Origin of the sequence: Micromonospora sp. WMMD980 (assembly GCF_029626035.1) — a bacterium.
Taxonomy (GTDB): domain Bacteria; phylum Actinomycetota; class Actinomycetes; order Mycobacteriales; family Micromonosporaceae; genus Micromonospora.
On sequence record NZ_JARUBE010000003.1, the window covers coordinates 3992140 to 4007700 of the forward strand.

The window sequence follows — 15561 nt, forward strand, 5'->3', positions numbered from 1 at the left end:
TCCCGGGCCGGCGCCCTCCGGTCGTCAGCGACGTAGCGCCTCCACCGGTTCGGTCCGGGCGGCACGGATCGCCGGGTAGAGGCCGGCCGCCACGCCGACGAGCATGCCGGCCGGCGGCGCCGACAGGACGGTCCACGGTTGGAGGACGGCCGTCCATTCCTGCGCCACCGCCACCGCCAGCACGACGACGACGCCGAGACTCGTGCCCACCAGCCCGCCGAGCGTGCCGAGCGCGGCCGACTCGGCCAGGAAGTGGGCCGCGACGTGCCGTGGCCGGGCACCCAACGAACGCCGCAGCCCGATCTCGTTGGTCCGTTCCAGGACCGCGACGAATGTGGTGTTAGCGATGCTCACGCCGCCGATCACCAGGGTGATGGCGGCGAGCACGACGAACAGGATGTTCAGGTCGCCGGTCACGTTGCCGCGCAGGGTCTGCGGGTCCGGTGGCGCGAGGGCCCGGAGCCGGGTCGGCGCGTCCGGCCGGAGCGCGAGCGGCGCCTGCTCGGCGACGACCCGGGCCGCTCCGAGCCGCGTCTCCACCACCATGCGCGCCGGCTGGTCGATCGGTGGCCCGTACGCCCGAAGCGCCGTCGACGCCGGCAGGATGACGCCGAGCAGCAGCTCGGGCTGCCGTTGCAGGTCGTCGATGATGCCGATGACCAGGTATGGCGTGCCGTTGATGAACACGGCGGGGTAGGCGTCGAGCCGGGTGATGCCGAGTCGACTCGCCGCGCCGGCGCCGAGCACCGCCACCCGTTCTCTCCGGCCGGTGTGGAACGCGTCGAAGATCCGGCCGGCCCGCATCACCGGGTGCAGCGTCGCGATCGCGTCGGGCTCGGCGGCGTAGAGGGCCAGCCCGTCACCGTTGCCGCCGAGCCCGGGCACGCCGCTGACGGTCGCGCCGCGTAACGGCAACGGCCACAGGACACCACCGCGGACGACGCCGTTGATCTGGCGGATCCGGCTGCTCGAGTCCGCGGGGAAGCTCATCTCGTTGCTGATCTCGTCCGCGCCGACGTCCTCCACCGTCACCTCGGTCGCGGCGAGGGCGGTGAACCGCCTGTCGATCTGGCCGCTCGCCGTCGTGGTGAGGCCGAGGATCGCCACCATCGCGCCGATGCCGAGCACGGTGCCGAGCATGGTCAGGGTCGCCCGGCCGGGGCGTTGCAGAATGCCGGAGACGGCCTCTCCGACCAGGTCTCGGATGGTGAGCCGGGGGCGCCTATCCATTCAGGACTCCGTCGCGGATGGTGATCCGGCGCGGGCCTCGCGTGGCCACCTCCGGGTCGTGGGTGATCACGATCACCGTGTAGCCGGCGGTGTGCACCTCGTCGAGGAGCGCGAGCACCGCCGACGCGGTCTCGCTGTCGAGGTTGCCGGTCGGCTCGTCGCAGAGCAGCAGGCTCGGCTGGTTGGCCAGGGCACGCGCGATCGCCACCCGTTGACGTTCCCCGCCGGAGAGCATCGTCGGGAGGGCGTCGGCACGGTGGGCGAGCCCGACCCGTTCCAGGACCTCCAGCGCGGTCCGCCGCCGTTCCCGGCCGGTGGGTCCGGTGTACAACTGGGCCAGCGCCACGTTCTCGGCCGCGCTGCGGTACGGCAGCAGGTGGAACGACTGGAAGACGAAGCCGACCCGCCGGCCGCGCAGTGCCGAGCGGTCGCCCTCACGAAGGTCGTCGACGTCGATGCCGTCCAGCTCGTACCGCCCCGTGGTCGGTCGATCGAGCAGCCCGACGATGTTCAGGAAGGTGGACTTGCCGGAGCCGGAAGGCCCCATCACCGTCACGTACTCACCCCGCTCGATGACGAGATCCGCCGGTCGGAGGGCCTCGACCGGCGGGGGCCCGGGATGCGGATGGGCAGGACCTTCGAGGCCTCGCCGAGCCCGGTTGCGGATTTCGATCACGGGGAACCGGCGGCGGATCAGATCATTCGCCACTTCGGGCCAATCGGGCCGCCACACCGTCGCACCGAGGCCCCCTGCCGTTCGATCGAGAAATGCTCAGTTGACCCGTCCGCCGCCCGAGGAGCCGCCGGCCCGGGTCGACTCCCCGGTCGGCGCCGTGCGCCACCGTTGGCTCGTCGCGATCCGTCGGAGCTGGTCGCCGTCGAGCGCGGGCGACTGACGGGTGGCCGGACCGTGACGCGGCTCGGCCGCGTTCCAGGCGGTCACCACGACCCGCAGGCCGTCGGCGCCGAGCGCATCGACCTGACGCCGAAGCACACCGGGGTCCGACTCGCCGGCCGGGCCGTCGATGCCGACGATCCTGGTCTGGTCGGGCAGGATCGACGCCACGCATCGGGTGCCGGCGGGATCGGCCCGCTTCGCGCAGTCGTAACGGTCGAGCAGCCGGGCGCCGCCGGCCTTGCCCGCACCCGCCGGGAAGCCCGGCTGGACGTTCACCTCCACCGCGGTCCGACCGGCGCCGTCGATCAGTACGAGGCCGGCGAAGCCCCCGTCGGACCGCTCGTCGCTGGTCTTCATCTGCCCCGGCAGCAGCCCGCGCAACGTTTCCAGCGGGTCGACCGCCGACGGCGAGGGCGCGGCGGCCACCCGCGTCGTCCCGGGACCGGCCGGCGCGGCGCCGGTGTCCCGGCCGCCGGGGTGGCCCGACGTGGCGACGAGGACGCCGACCGTCAAGGCCACGCCGAGTACGCCCGCCCCGGCCAGGCCGCTGACCAGACGACGGCGCTGGATGGTGCGCGCGCCCCGGAAGACGTCCGTCGGCCCGGCTGTCGGCGGCGGCTCGTCCCCCGTCGCGATCGTCAGCAGCCCCTTGATGTCCTGATCGCTGGTCATGATTCCCCACTTCCCGTGACGGACGGTTGCGGCCGGTGGTCGGTCAGGAGTTCCCGCAGTGTCGCCAACGCCTTGGCGCACTGGCTCTTGACGGTGCCGGTGGTGACGCCGAGCAACTCCGCGGTCTCCTCGGTGCTCCGGTCCTCCCAGTAGCGGAGCACCACGGCCGCGCGCTGACGAGGCGGCAAGGCGCGGAGTACGCCGAGCACCGTCAACGCCAGCGCCTGGTCGCCGGGAGGTGTCGGATGCTCGACGACTTCCGCCAGCGACCGCTCCCGCCAGCGCGGATAGCGCCGGCGGTCATCGAGATAGACCCGGGTCAGAATGATGCGGGCGTACGCGTCGAGCGAGTCGATCGAACGACGACGGGCCGCGACGACCAGCCGGGCGAGCACGTTCTGCACCAGGTCCTCCGCGCGTTTCCAGTCGCCGCAGAGCAGGTAGGCGGTGCGACGCAGATGCAGATAGCGCGCCTCGACGAATGAGTGAAGCTCGGCCTCAATGCCCGCGTCCACGGATGCTCCCCCTACCGACCTCGGCTTCCACCGCTACTAGACCCGCACGGCCACCGATCGGTTGCCCGGCCACGCTGACATCTTCCGAGCGTCGGCGCCCGCCCGGGTAGCGTCGGGGCCATGTCACTGGAGGCCATCGCCGCGTTGCGGGAGCCGGTGCGCCGGACGGTCTACGAGTACGTCGCCGCACAGGCCGAGCCGGTGGGCCGCAACGAGGTGGCCGAGGCGGTCGGCATCGGCCGCACCCTGGCGGCGTTCCACCTGGACAAGCTGACCGACGCCGGGCTGCTGGAGTCGGCCAACGCACCCCGCGCCGGCGGGCCGGGGGCGGGACGGCCGGCGAAGCTGTACCGCCGGTCTGCGGCCGAGCACACGGTGACCGTGCCGCCGCGTGACTACCGGCTGCTGGCCGGGGTGTTGGCGAGCGCGATCGAGCGGGTCGGGGCCGAGCCGGCGGCGTACGCGGCCGCCGCCGAGCAGGGGGCGAAGCTCGCCGGCGGGGATGCCATCCCGCGGCTGGCGGCGCTGGGCTACGAGCCGTACGAGGACGCCGACCGGACGATCCGGCTGCGCAACTGCCCGTTCGACGCGCTGGCGCACTCGCACCCCGGGCTGGTCTGCGGGTTGAACCTGGCGATGCTCGAAGCGGTGGTGGGCGACGGCGGCCACGTGGCGCGGCTCGATCCGGGTCCGACCGGCTGCTGCGTGGCGATCCACTCTAAAAACAATGAGCATTGACATAGAAGGTAATCTGGCTCCATGGCCGACCATCACCTCGCGCAGTTGAACATCGCCCGACTGCGCGCACCGATCGACAGCCCCGAACTCGCCGATTTCGTCGCCCGGCTGCCCGAGATCCACGACCTGGCCGAACGCTCCCCCGGCTACGTCTGGCGGTTGCAGGACGACTCCGGCGACGCGACCGCTTTCCGGCCCTTCGAGCCGGACGTCATCGTGAACCTGACCGTGTGGGAGTCGGTCGAGTCGTTGCGCGCCTTCGTCTACCGGACCGCACACCTGGAGCCGATGCGCCGGCGGCGGGACTGGTTCGTCCCGCTCGACGCGGAGCACCTGGCGCTCTGGTGGATCCCGGCCGGCACGCTGCCGTCCATCGAGGAGGCGGCCGACCGGCTGGAGGCGTTGCGGCGCGACGGGCCGTCGGCGGAGGCGTTCACACTGCGCGAGCCGTTCCCCGCATCGATTGACGGTCGTCAAATTCGAACGGCATAATCGCAGCGGAGCCGGGCTGGCCACGGATCGCACCGTGGCCACCGACAGGACATCGCTGCCAGCGCCGCGCCGAGGCGATGCGGACCGACTCCGGGCGACGTGATCCGCAGGGCGCCGAGCAGCACCTCGAACCCCAGCGGGAGAACCTCGATGACACCCTTCCCGGTCGCACCGACGGCTGCCCCGACCCGACCCTCGCGCCGCCCGGCGGTGGTGGTGGCCGCAGCCGCCGCCCTCCTGACCGCCGTCACGTCCGGCCTCGCCGTCACCGCCGGGCCCTCGATGGCCGCCGCCTGCACCGGCTACGTGGCGCTGACCTTCGACGACGGCCCCACCCCCGGCAACACCACGACGCTGATCAACACCCTCAAGGCGGCCGGCGTACGGGCGACGTTCTTCAACGTCGGCCAGAACGTGCAGGCCAACCCGGCGCTGGCCCGGTCCCAGCGGGACGCCGGCATGTGGGTCGGCAACCACAGTTGGACGCACCCCCACATGACCCAGCTCAGCCAGGCGCAGATGACCTCGGAGATCTCCCAGACCCAGCAGGCGATCCAGCAGGCCACCGGCGAGGCCCCCAAGCTGTTCCGACCGCCCTACCTGGAGTCCAACGCGACGCTGCGGGCGGTCGAGGCCCAGTTCGGGCTGACCGAGATCAACGCCGACGTGGACTCCCAGGACTGGAACAACGCCAGCACCGACCAGATCGTCCAGAACGCGAGCCGCCTCCAGGCCGGGCAGTCCATCCTGATGCACGACTGGCCGGCGAACACGATCGCGGCCATCCCACGGATCGTCAGCAACCTGTCGAGCCGGGGACTCTGCGCCGGCATGATCTCGCCGGCCACCGGCCGGGCCGTGGCCCCGGACGGCACCCCTCCCCCGCCCACCACGCCCCCGCCCACCACGCCCCCGCCCAGCACCCCGCCGCCGTCGGACCCCTCGGGGGTCTGCACCGCGAGCTACCGGCTGGTCAGCAGTTGGACCGGCGGCTTCCAGGGCGAGGTGACCGTGAGCAGCACCCGGGCCGTCACCGGCTGGACGGTCCGGATGACCCTCGCCGGCGGGCAGAGCATCGCCAACGTGTGGAACGGGGTGGCCACCGGCAGCACCGGCGCGGTCAGCATCCGCAACGCCGCCTACAACGGCAGCCTCAACGCCGGCGGGTCGACGACCTTCGGCTTCCTCGCCAACGGCAGCAGCTCACCGGCGCCGAGCGGGCTCACCTGCTCCGGCTCGTAGCGCATCCGGACAAGGAGCACAGATGCGACTCACGCATGTCCGGCTCCGGTCGGCGGCGGCGGTGCTCACCGCCGCCGCCGTCGCCGTGGCCGCCGCGCTCACCTCCGCCGTCGCCGCGCAGGCCGCCGCCGGCTGCCGGGTCACCTACACGGTGATTAGTCAGTGGCCCGGCGGCTTCGGCGCGAACGTCGACGTCACCAACCTCGGCGACCCGCTGACCGGCTGGCGGTTGACCTGGTCGTTCACCGCCGGGCAGGTGGTCGCGCAGGCGTGGAACGGCACGGCGACCCAGTCCGCCGGCCGGGTCACCGTCACCAACGCCGCCTGGAACGGCGGCCTCGGCACCGGGGCCACCACCCAGTTCGGTTTCGGCGGCTCGTGGAACAACACGTCCAACCCGGCGCCCACCGACTTCGCGCTCAACGGTGTGCCGTGCGCCGGCCGTCCGACCCCCACCACGACCGCGCCACCGCCCACCAGCGCACCGCCGACCAGCCCGCCACCCACCAGCCCGCCACCGACCAGCGGGCCGCCGCCGAACACCCCGCCGCCGGCCTCCGGGGTGCTGGAGCAGACGCACACCGTGGGGCGGGTGCGGCCGGCCGGCACCAGCGTCCAGTACACCTGGCCCGGCACCTACTTCGAGGGCCGGTTCCGCGGCACCGGCGTGGGGATCGTCCTTAACGACAGCCAGAACGACTACGCCGTGCAGGTCGACGGCACGACGGTCGCCACCCTGGTCACTCCGGGCCGGACCACCTACTGGGTCCGCGACCTCCCCGACGCCGACCACACCGTACGGCTGGTCAAGCGCACCGAAAGCCCGTGGGCGGCGGGCGAGTTCGGCGGTCTCGTGGCCGCCCCCGGTGGCGCGATCCTGGCCAAGCCGGCCGCCCGCAGCCGCCAGATCGAGTTCATCGGCGACTCCTGGACGGCCGGCTATGGCAACATGTCGACGACCCGCGACTGCTCCGGCAACGGGGGCGTCACCCGCAACTCCAACGCCGACGTCACGTTCGGCGCCCTGACCGCGCAGAACCTGAACGCCGACTACCAGCTCCTCGCCTGGTCCGGCCTGGGCATGGTACACAACTACAACGGCGGGGGCACGGACAATTTCCGCACCTACTGCGAGACCGACCTCCAGGCGCTGTGGAACAGCGCGGTGTGGCAGAACGCGCTCGCCGAGTCAGCCACGCTCCTGGGCCAACTCGTCTGGGACGCCACCCAGCGACACGACCACGCGTGCGAGTCGGCAAGGGAGCCGGCTACTCCGACCTGGAGATCGCCCTCCTCATCGAGGCCGGGCTCGTGACCGCGAACACCACGGTCGCCACGACCATCCACCGCAGCCAGCTCCTCGATGAGGCGCTGCCCTACGCCGATCACGACTTCAACGTCGATTTCGCGATCACGCCGGACGAGGTCGTCACGTGCTCGCCCGACCGGGAACGGCCGCCGGGCATCATGCGGGAGAGACTTCGCCCCGATCAGCTCCACGACATCCCGGCCCTGCGCTGACCAGTGCGCGACCCGCGCGTACTGCGTTCAACCCACTCGATCGGTCCGGGCGGCGTCGAGGATCACGCGGTAGGCGCTGATGCGCACGGGCGACAGCGTCAGCCGCTCGTCGGCGATCAGCTCACCCGTCTTCGGGTCGAAGATCAGGAGAGATTGCGCGTCGTTCTCGCGGTCGTCGAAGGTGACGGCGACCCCGCTCCGACCGGCCCGGTCCGTCACCTGCCCCCGCCAGCGGAAGCCTGGTACATCGGCGAGGATCCGCAGGATCTCCGCTCGGGTCGCACGCGGAATGACAAACTGCGCGTAGAGGCCGCTGACCTCCTTGCTCACGGCGCCCGGCCCGAACTCGACCTTGAGTAGTCCGCGCAGCGCCGACGGATCCGCCGACGGTGGCGTTAGGCCCATGGGCGGCAGCGGAATCATGGCCGGTGCCCCCGAGGCGTCGACTGCCGGACGCGAGTCCAGCTTGCGTTGCCAGTAGTCGCGGGACTCCTGGTCGGGGTACTCCGGCTCCAACTGCGTGTTGAGCTGGCTGCCGGTCCCGTCGGCGGCCTGCCAGACTTTCGTCTCGCCGGCGAAGGCGACGTGGTGACGGCCGTCGGCAGAGGTCATCACCGGGTCGCCCCACACCTTCGTGTGGTGGTACACGTAGCGCCCGCCGAGGTGATCGTACTTCGCGTCCTTGATCGTGCCGGCCAGCGCGCGCAGGTGCGGCCCGGCCTCCGGCGCGTCCGCCTCGAACTGGTACGAGACTGGCGCGAGCACCGTTCCCGCCGTGCTTCCGGGCCCACCCGTACCGTCCGGTGCGGACCTGTCGAACGGCTGGAGGACGGCCACGGCACCGACCGCGACCGCCAGCGTCCCAGCCGTCAGCACCAGCCGGCGGGTCGGGCGTGCGCGGCGACGCGGGACGACCGCCTCGATGGCCCCGGCGCGGTCGATCAGTTCGTCCGCGGAGACCAGCGGCGGCGTCACGGTGACGGCCCGGGCCGGGTCGACCGGGCCGAGGATGGCACGGGTGCGTTCTGCTTCGAACATCACAGCTCCTCTCGCGTGGTCGACAACACGGGGCGCCGGGGCCGGGCGGGCCGGTCCGACATCGCCTCGGCGAGGCGGCGGCGGGCGCGATGCAGGCGCACCGCAGCGGTCGCCCGAGTACAGTCGAGAACCTGGGCCGCCTCGGAAACCGTCAACTCCTCCCAGCCGATCAGCCGGAGGATCTCCTGATCGAATTCGCCGAGGACGGACAGCGCGGTCCGCACGTCGGCGATCCCGACGGTGGTGTCGGCACCCGACGAACTGGCGACCCGCGCCAGGTCGGCGCCGGTGATGGGCAGGAGGTCGGGGCGCTGCGCCGGGACCGCCAGTGGTTCGCCAGGATCCGCCGGGCCACCCCGTACAGCCAGGGCAGGCTGCGGTCCGGCACCTCGTCGCGACGACGCCAGGCCACGACGAACACCTCCTGGGCCAACTCGGCCGACGCGTCTGAGTCCGCGAGCCGGCGCAGGCCGTACCGCACGACGTTCGCGTACTCCGCGGCGTAGAGGCCGGTGAACCAGCCCTCGTCCCTGTTCTTCGGTGGACCCACCCGAACCCCCATTGCCTCGGCGACCCTCACAGGGGCTTGTGTCGCCAAGGGCCCGAGGATTACCGGCGGGATTCTGCGGACACGAAAAAGGCCCCGATCGGCATGCGGTGCCGGATCAGGGCCTTGCTCGTTGGTGCGCCGCCAGGGACTCGAACCCCGAACCCGCGGATTAAGAGTCCGCTGCTCTGCCAGTTGAGCTAGCGGCGCTCGTCTGACAACGGGAAGAACCTTAGCATGCCCGTCGAGGCGCGTTCCAATCCGATATCAGGGCTCCACTCTTCGGTCGAGCTTAAGCGACAAAAGCCCCTAAAACCCCCGATCGCACCGCTCCGGGGCACGGGTGCGTGGCGTCGATGGGGCACGATGTCCGCCAGGCACGCTACGACAGGGGTGGGCATGGGCAGGTTCGCGCGGGCCGGGGCGATGGTGGGCGTCCTGGTCCTCACGGCGTCACTGGCACTGACCGGGTGCGGCGGCGACGAGGAGAAGCCGGCCTTCATGCCCGGCCAGCAGGAGGTCGGTGGCGTCTCGTCCACCGCGCCGGAGCCGAGCGTCTCGCCGAGCGGCGATCCGGCTCCCGCCGCGTCGCCGCTGGCGGTGAGCCCGGCCGACGGCGCGACCGGCCGGCCGGCGAGCACCGAGATCAGCGCGCGGATCCCCGGCGGCGGCACGGTGTCGAAGGTGGTGCTCACCACCGCCGCCGGCGCCGCCGTCAACGGGCGGATGCGGCGTGACGGCACCGGCTGGGTGCCGTCGTCCCCGCTCAAGTACGGCACGAAGTACACCGTCACGGTGACCGGGACCGACAAGGACGGCGCCACCCATCTGGGCACCAGCACCTTCACCACGATGGCCAAGCCGAAGTCGATGATCGGCTCGGGGCTATACCTGTTCAGCGGCAAGACGTACGGCGTGGCGATGCCCGTGGTCGCCGAGTTCTCGCCGGGCATCCCGAAGAAGGACCGGGCCGCGGTGCAGAAGCGGATGTTCGTGCAGACCGATCCGCCGCAGCCCGGCGCGTGGCACTGGCTCGACAACGGCACGCAGGCCTACTACCGCGCCCCGGAGTACTGGAGGACCGGCACCACGCTCACGGTGCGGCTGGCGCTGGCCGGTATCCCGCTGAGCAACGGCCGCTACGGCAACGTCGACCGGAGCGCCACCGCGAAGATCGGCCGGGCGTTCGAGATGACGGTGGACAACGCGACCAAGCGGATGACCGTCTCGGAGAACGGCGCGGTGATCCGCACGCTGCCGGTGAGCCTGGGCAAGAAGAGCACCCCCTCCTCCAGCGGCACCATGGTGGTGATGGAGAAGAAGGAGTCCACGGTCTTCGACACCCGCGACGAGCCGGACCCGGACAACCAGTACGTGACGAAGATCGACTTCGCCCAGCGGATCACCTGGGGTGGCGAGTACATCCACGCCGCCCCCTGGTCCGAGGGCGTGCAGGGACGGCGCAACGTCTCGCACGGCTGCGTCAACGTGTCGATGGCCGAGGGTCGGTGGCTGTTCGGCAAGACCCTGGTCGGCGACCCGATCACGGTGAAGGGCACGGAGCGACGCCTGGTCCCGGGCAACGGCTGGACGGCGTGGAGCATGAGCTGGTCGCAGTTCGTCGCCGGCAGCGCCCTGCCGGTGCCGAAGGGCGGGCAGGACGCGCCGTTCTGAGCGGCGTAACGTGGTCGGACACGCTCGCGAAGGTGGGCGGCCGGCGAGTCGCCCCCACGACCAAGCGCCGGGCGACAACAGAATCGTTACATCGTCACCGGGGTGTTCCGCTTCACTCCCGGCAACGGGTTGCCGGTCCCACGCGTCTCACCAGAGACGATGGGGACCGGGCATCACACTTGTGAGGGAATCATGCGAGCTGGCCAGGACCGACTGATCCGGGGCGGGAGCGCCCGTCGCGGTGGTCGCCGCGCACTCGCCGCGGCGGTGCTCGCCGCGGCGGTGGCTCTGACGTCCGCCTGCACCGGCGGTGGCGGCGACGACAAGCCGTCGAGCTGGCAGGGCGGTGACGACGGCGGCGAGAAGGCGCCGAAGGCGGCGGCCACCATCAGCGAGCCGGCCGCCGACGCCAAGGACGTGCCGGCGACCACCGCCATCACCTTCACCACGACCGAGGCGCAGCAGACCGCCGTCGAGCTGAAGGACTCGACCGGCAAGGCCGTCGAGGGCACGCTCGCCGCCGACGGGAAGAGCTGGCAGCCGGCCGGCGCCCTGTCCTACGCCGAGACCTACACCGCGACCGTGACCGCCACCGGCGACGACGGCAAGCCGGCCACCGCCACCAGCACGTTCACCGTCATGGCGAAGCCGGCCAAGCAGGTGCGGGTGACCAGCTTCCTCGGCGACAACCAGGTCGTCGGCGTGGGCATGCCGCTGATCGTGAAGTTCGGCCGGGCCATCCCGCCGGACTACCGCGACGACATGCAGCGCCGGATGACGGTGACCGCCACGCCGGCCCAGGAGGGCATCTGGCGCTGGATCAGCCCGACCGAGGTGCACTACCGGCCGAAGACGTTCTGGAAGGCCAACAGCACCGTCTCCTACCAGGTGCAGGCGGCCGGGCTGCCGCTCGGCGACGGCTGGTACGGCCGCTCCGACCTGACCGTCGACGTCAAGATCGGTCCGTCGTTCGTGATGACCGTGGACAACCGCACCAAGCGGATGACCGTCACCAAGGACGGCAAGAAGGTCAAGACGATCCTGGTGAGCCTTGGCAAGAAGAGCACCCCGTCCTCCAGCGGCACCATGGTGGTGATCGAGAAGCTCCGGCACACCGTCTTCGACACCATGGAGGAGCTGGGCCCGGAGGAGGGTTACCGCACCGAGATCGACTATGCCCAGCGGCTCACCTGGGGCGGTGAGTTCATCCACGCGGCGCCCTGGTCCGAGGGCGTGCAGGGTAAGACGAACGTGTCGCACGGCTGTGTCAACGTCTCGATGAAGGACGGCAACTGGCTGTTCGCCAACACCCGCTTGGGCGACCCGATCACGGTCAAGGGCACCGAGCGCAAGCTGCAGAACGGCAACGGCTGGACCGACTGGAACATGAGCTGGGACGAGTACGTCAAGGGCAGCGCCCTGCCGTACGAGCCGACCGCCTGACCGACCCCGCACACGACGAAGCCCCCTCCCGGAGGAGGGGGCTTCGTCGTTGGGGTGACTGATGGGAATTGAACCCACGACAACCGGGACCACAACCCGGTGCTCTGCCAACTGAGCTACAGCCACCATGCTCGCCGCTCCGGTCGCCCGGGCGGTGCGCGGACCAATAATAGCCCCACCCCGGTCGACCGCGTCCACCGGGTTCCGGCCCGGCGTCAGAGCTGCGCGGCGATGCCCTTCGCGGTCTCCACGTCCGGGCCGGGCAGCGGCACGAACAGGGTCCGCCGGTAGTACTCCAACTCGCGGATGCTCTCCCGGATGTCGGCCAGCGCCCGGTGGGCCAGACCCTTCTGCGGCTGGCCGAAGTACACCCGCGGGTACCAGCGCCGGCACAGCTCCTTGATCGAGGAGACGTCGATCATCCGGTAGTGCAGGTGGGCGTCGAGCCGGGTCATGTCGCGGGCCAGGAAGCCCCGGTCGGTGGCGATCGAGTTGCCGCACAGCGGGGCGGTGCGCGGATCCTTCACGTGGCTGGTGACGTAGTCGAGCACCATGTCCTCGGCCTCGGCCAGGGTGACCGTGGAACGGCGCACCTCCTCGGTCAAGCCGGACTTCGCGTGCATGGTCCGCACGATCTCCGGCATGCCGTCCAGCGCCGCGTCGTCGGCGTGGATCACCACGTCGACGCCCTCCCCGAGCACGTTCAGGTCGGGGTCGGTGACGAGCGCGGCGACCTCGATCAGGGCGTCCCGACGCAGGTCCAGCCCGGTCATCTCACAATCGATCCAGACGAGAAGATCAGCCACCGGAACAGACTACGCGCCGCCGACGCGCCCGCGCCTCGGCACGGTCGGGCAGGTGGACCGCTAGGGTTTCCCCGTGCCAGCCGAACCCGACGTCCCACCCGCCGTCGCCCCGGACGACGCGGGCGGGCGCACGGCCCGACGGGTGGTCATGGTGCTGGCGCTGGCCGCCCTGCTGCCCGCGCTCTACCTGCCCGCGCTGCGGCACGACTACTACGACCTGAAGATCTACATGCGGGCGATGGACTGGTGGGCGGCCGGTCACCCGCTCTACGACTACGTCCAGCCGGACCGGGTGCAGGGCGCGCTCTACTTCACCTACCCCCCGTTCGCGGCGCTGCTGCTGCGGCCGTTCGCGCTACTGCCGCTCGGGGTCGCCATCGCGGTCTTCGTGGTGCTGACGCTGGCCGGAACGGCGGCGACCACCCGCTGGCTGGTGTTGCCGGTGCTGCGGCGGCACCACCTGCCGAGCGGGTTCGGCCTGACCGTCGCGGTGCTGCTGGTGCTGGCGGTGGAGAGCACCCGCGAGACGATCACGCTGGGTCAGATCAACATGCTGCTGGTGGTGCTGATCCTGGCCGACCTGCTGTTCGCCGTACCCCAGGGTCGGCGGTGGGCCGGCGTAGGCGTGGGTTTGGCGGCGGCGCTCAAGCTCTTCCCCGGCATCTTCCTGCTCTATCTGCTGGCCGCCCGGCGCTGGCGGGCGGCGGCCGTGGCGGCGGCGACCGCGGCGGCGGCCACGCTGCTCGCGGCGGCGGTGGCCCCGGAGGACTCGTGGCGGTTCTGGACCCACGAACTCTGGGCCACCGACCGGGTGGGCCGCACCGACTACACCGGTAACCAGTCGCTGTTCGGCCTGCTGAGCCGGATGACCGCGCCGGAGGAGCCGGGCCGGCTGCCGTGGCTGTTGCTGGCGGTGCCGATCGCCGGCTTCGGGCTGTGGCGGGCGGCCCGGGCGGCCCGGGCCGGCGACGCGCTCGTCGGCCTCACCCTGACCGGCCTGGTGGGTGGCCTGATCTCGCCGATCACCTGGACGCACCACCTCTACTGGTTCATCCCGGCGGTGGTGGTGCTGGTCGACGCGGCGCTGGACGCCGACCGCACGACCGTGACCGGCGTCCGGCGACGCCGCGGCCTGCTCGCGCTGGCCGCGTGCACGGGCGTGGTGATCGTGTACGGGGTGGTGACGTTCCAGGACTGGGGCACCGGCATGGTGCACACCGACGATCCGGTCGACTTCGTCGTGCGGAACGCGTACGTGCTGCTCAGCCTGCTGATGCTGGCCGTGCTGCCGATCCGCCGCCGGCCCATAGGTGGGCAGCAGGTCCCCCCGCGCTCTTGGGCCGGCCTCGCCCTCGATCGGTTGAACCAAATGACGTTGCGTTCGACGAGACCTTGATTAGCAGCAGAGCAGGCTAGACACAAGGGGAGACATAGTTCTACAGCGATGGTAGCGTCGACGATGCGCCGCCGCGAATGACTGCGACGGAGGTATTTTCCGTGACTATAAACGGGGGTTGCAGTGCGTCTACGTTCAAAGGTGTGCTCGGCGGCAACGTTGGGCATTCTGGCCTCCGGATTTTTCGTAGCGCCTGCCCAGGCAGGCACCGCGAACTGCCGAAGCCCGTACACACAAGGTGGCTGGGACGCGAAGGTGTGCGTGCTGGGAGAAGACAATCCGGCTTCGGTTTCGGGCCAGGCATTCGTCGATGACTACCCCTCCAGTTGTGCCGGCTATCGGGTTTTCATCATCGACCTGAATGGTGTGGAACGGAAGTCGACGAGTCTGCGTCCATGCTCCGAGCAGAAGTCCCCTTTCGTAGTGGACAACCCGAATAATTACTCCAACTGGAATGCGCGAGCACGGTTCAAGGCTTACAGCAGTTCCGGGAGCGTAATTCTCACTATCGAGAGTCCGCTCGCCACTTATAGCTGACTCCACGGGCTGTCTGACTGAGGCCCTCCCTCTGCCCTGCACCTGAGGGGACGGACAGGGGCCGTGCTGCCGATCCGCCGCCGGTCGGCGGTGTTCGTTAAACGGACAGATCTCGCGAACAGTGCCGTTCGGGGGTAATATCGTCTCAACTACCTCAGTTTTCTCCCAGGTAGCACCGAATAACCCCCGGTGATGACGGCCCTCCGCGTCGGCAGCGCGGAGGGCCGTCAGCCGTCAGCGGTCACTCGTCGACCGGCGGGGCCGGCGGCGGCTCGGCGCCGGCGAGATGGCCGCCCGGGCCCGCCCGCCGGGCGGCGAGCCGACGGCGACCAGCTGCCGGTCCGGCCGGGACGTCGGGCCGGGCTGCCGCCCCAACTCTCTCAGCGAGCTGATCCCGAGCCGCCCGGCCAGCACCGGAACCTGGTCCGGCTCGACCACGATGACCACCTCACGCGGCCGGTGCGGGCGCAGCAGCAGCACCACGGCGAGAGTCACCAGCAGCGCCCCGGCGGCCAGCAACGCCCACGCGGCACCGGGGAACCAACCGGCCCGCAGCTCGCCCCGCAGTGCCAGGTCGAGCCCGGCGAAGCGGGCGGCGAAACCGCCGGCCGGATCGGCGTGCCGGGCGGTGAACCAGAGACCGGCGCCCACCAGCAGCGCCGGAACTCCCACGGACAGCAGCAGCATGCCGGCGATCGTGCGTACGAAACGCATTCTGGTCGTCCCTCTCGGTAGCCAACTACCCGGCCGACCTTACCGACGCCGGTCGTCCGATCGCCGGATATCCACGGCACCCGCCCGCTGACGAGAAC

General features: G+C 71.1%; 16 protein-coding genes, 2 tRNA genes and 1 pseudogene. 8 read left to right on the plus strand and 11 right to left on the minus strand.

Annotated features, from left to right (window positions below; all coding sequences use genetic code 11):
- Positions 1-24: 24 nt before the first annotated feature.
- Genes O7618_RS18630 through O7618_RS18645 form a run of 4 tightly spaced genes read right to left on the minus strand, consistent with a single transcriptional unit; the run spans position 25 to position 3315 of the window.
- The gene (locus O7618_RS18630; RefSeq protein ID WP_278107374.1) at positions 25-1230 is read right to left on the minus strand and encodes an ABC transporter permease; all 1206 of its coding nucleotides are present in this window, start codon (positions 1228-1230) and stop codon (positions 25-27) included.
- Complete coding sequence (locus O7618_RS18635; RefSeq protein WP_347405384.1) at positions 1223-1963, minus strand: ABC transporter ATP-binding protein; 741 nt, start codon at positions 1961-1963, stop codon at positions 1223-1225. Before O7618_RS18635 ends, O7618_RS18630 begins: the two co-directional genes overlap by 8 nt.
- Positions 1964-2002: 39 nt before the next feature.
- On the minus strand, positions 2003-2800 hold the full coding sequence (locus tag O7618_RS18640) for a hypothetical protein (RefSeq protein WP_278107375.1): 798 nt from the start codon (positions 2798-2800) through the stop codon (positions 2003-2005).
- Complete coding sequence (locus tag O7618_RS18645; RefSeq protein WP_278107377.1) at positions 2797-3315, minus strand: SigE family RNA polymerase sigma factor; 519 nt, start codon at positions 3313-3315, stop codon at positions 2797-2799. The genes O7618_RS18640 and O7618_RS18645 overlap by 4 nt, the downstream gene beginning before the upstream one ends.
- A 120-nt stretch (positions 3316-3435) precedes the next feature.
- On the opposite strand from O7618_RS18645, the gene O7618_RS18650 reads away from it, so the two are divergent.
- The 5 genes from O7618_RS18650 (at position 3436) to O7618_RS18670 (ending at position 7308) form a co-directional block, all read left to right on the plus strand.
- A complete protein-coding gene (locus O7618_RS18650; RefSeq protein WP_278107378.1) occupies positions 3436-4053 on the plus strand; it encodes a helix-turn-helix domain-containing protein in 618 nt (205 codons plus the stop codon).
- Positions 4054-4074: 21 nt separating this feature from the next.
- Complete coding sequence (locus O7618_RS18655; protein WP_278107379.1) at positions 4075-4545, plus strand: DUF3291 domain-containing protein; 471 nt, start codon at positions 4075-4077, stop codon at positions 4543-4545.
- A 150-nt stretch (positions 4546-4695) separates the two neighbouring features.
- On the plus strand, positions 4696-5787 hold the full coding sequence (locus O7618_RS18660) for a polysaccharide deacetylase family protein (RefSeq protein ID WP_278107380.1): 1092 nt from the start codon (positions 4696-4698) through the stop codon (positions 5785-5787).
- Between the two features lie 22 nt (positions 5788-5809).
- Complete coding sequence (locus O7618_RS18665; RefSeq protein ID WP_278107381.1) at positions 5810-7102, plus strand: cellulose binding domain-containing protein; 1293 nt, start codon at positions 5810-5812, stop codon at positions 7100-7102.
- Complete coding sequence (locus tag O7618_RS18670; RefSeq protein WP_347405385.1) at positions 7099-7308, plus strand: hypothetical protein; 210 nt, start codon at positions 7099-7101, stop codon at positions 7306-7308. Before O7618_RS18665 ends, O7618_RS18670 begins: the two co-directional genes overlap by 4 nt.
- Positions 7309-7335: 27 nt before the next feature.
- On the opposite strand, the gene O7618_RS18675 is transcribed toward O7618_RS18670, so the two are convergent.
- The 4 genes from O7618_RS18675 to O7618_RS18690 all read right to left on the minus strand — a co-directional run bounded on the left by O7618_RS18675 (position 7336) and on the right by O7618_RS18690 (position 9103).
- On the minus strand, positions 7336-8346 hold the full coding sequence (locus O7618_RS18675) for a CU044_5270 family protein (protein WP_278107384.1): 1011 nt from the start codon (positions 8344-8346) through the stop codon (positions 7336-7338).
- Complete coding sequence (locus O7618_RS18680; RefSeq protein WP_278107385.1) at positions 8346-8570, minus strand: sigma factor-like helix-turn-helix DNA-binding protein; 225 nt, start codon at positions 8568-8570, stop codon at positions 8346-8348. Before O7618_RS18680 ends, O7618_RS18675 begins: the two co-directional genes overlap by 1 nt.
- Positions 8516-8908, minus strand: coding sequence for a sigma-70 family RNA polymerase sigma factor (locus O7618_RS18685; RefSeq protein ID WP_278107386.1), 393 nt, complete (start codon positions 8906-8908; stop codon positions 8516-8518). Before O7618_RS18685 ends, O7618_RS18680 begins: the two co-directional genes overlap by 55 nt.
- Positions 8909-9027: 119 nt before the next feature.
- Positions 9028-9103, minus strand: a tRNA-Lys gene (locus O7618_RS18690).
- Positions 9104-9292: 189 nt separating this feature from the next.
- Here O7618_RS18690 and O7618_RS18695 point away from each other — a divergent pair.
- Together O7618_RS18695 and O7618_RS18700 are read left to right on the plus strand one after the other, a co-directional pair.
- Positions 9293-10567, plus strand: coding sequence for an Ig-like domain-containing protein (locus O7618_RS18695; RefSeq protein ID WP_278107387.1), 1275 nt, complete (start codon positions 9293-9295; stop codon positions 10565-10567).
- A 192-nt stretch (positions 10568-10759) separates the two neighbouring features.
- Positions 10760-12010 carry an Ig-like domain-containing protein gene (locus tag O7618_RS18700; RefSeq protein ID WP_278107388.1) on the plus strand — a complete coding sequence of 417 codons (1251 nt, stop codon included), beginning with the start codon at positions 10760-10762 and terminating at the stop codon, positions 12008-12010.
- A gap of 50 nt (positions 12011-12060) precedes the next feature.
- Here O7618_RS18700 and O7618_RS18705 read toward each other — a convergent pair.
- Together O7618_RS18705 and orn are read right to left on the minus strand one after the other, a co-directional pair.
- Positions 12061-12136 (minus strand) — tRNA-His (locus O7618_RS18705).
- Between the two features lie 89 nt (positions 12137-12225).
- Positions 12226-12816, minus strand: a complete 591-nt coding sequence (orn, locus tag O7618_RS18710) for an oligoribonuclease (protein WP_278107389.1) — start codon at positions 12814-12816, stop codon at positions 12226-12228.
- Between the two features lie 73 nt (positions 12817-12889).
- On the opposite strand from orn, the gene O7618_RS18715 reads away from it, so the two are divergent.
- Entirely contained in the window at positions 12890-14212 is a 1323-nt protein-coding gene (locus O7618_RS18715) for a glycosyltransferase 87 family protein (RefSeq protein ID WP_278107390.1), read from the plus strand.
- A 906-nt stretch (positions 14213-15118) separates the two neighbouring features.
- On the opposite strand, the pseudogene O7618_RS18720 reads toward O7618_RS18715, so the two are convergent.
- A pseudogene (locus tag O7618_RS18720) lies at positions 15119-15463 on the minus strand (hypothetical protein); the annotation flags it as partial.
- Between the last annotated feature and the right edge of the window lie 98 nt (positions 15464-15561).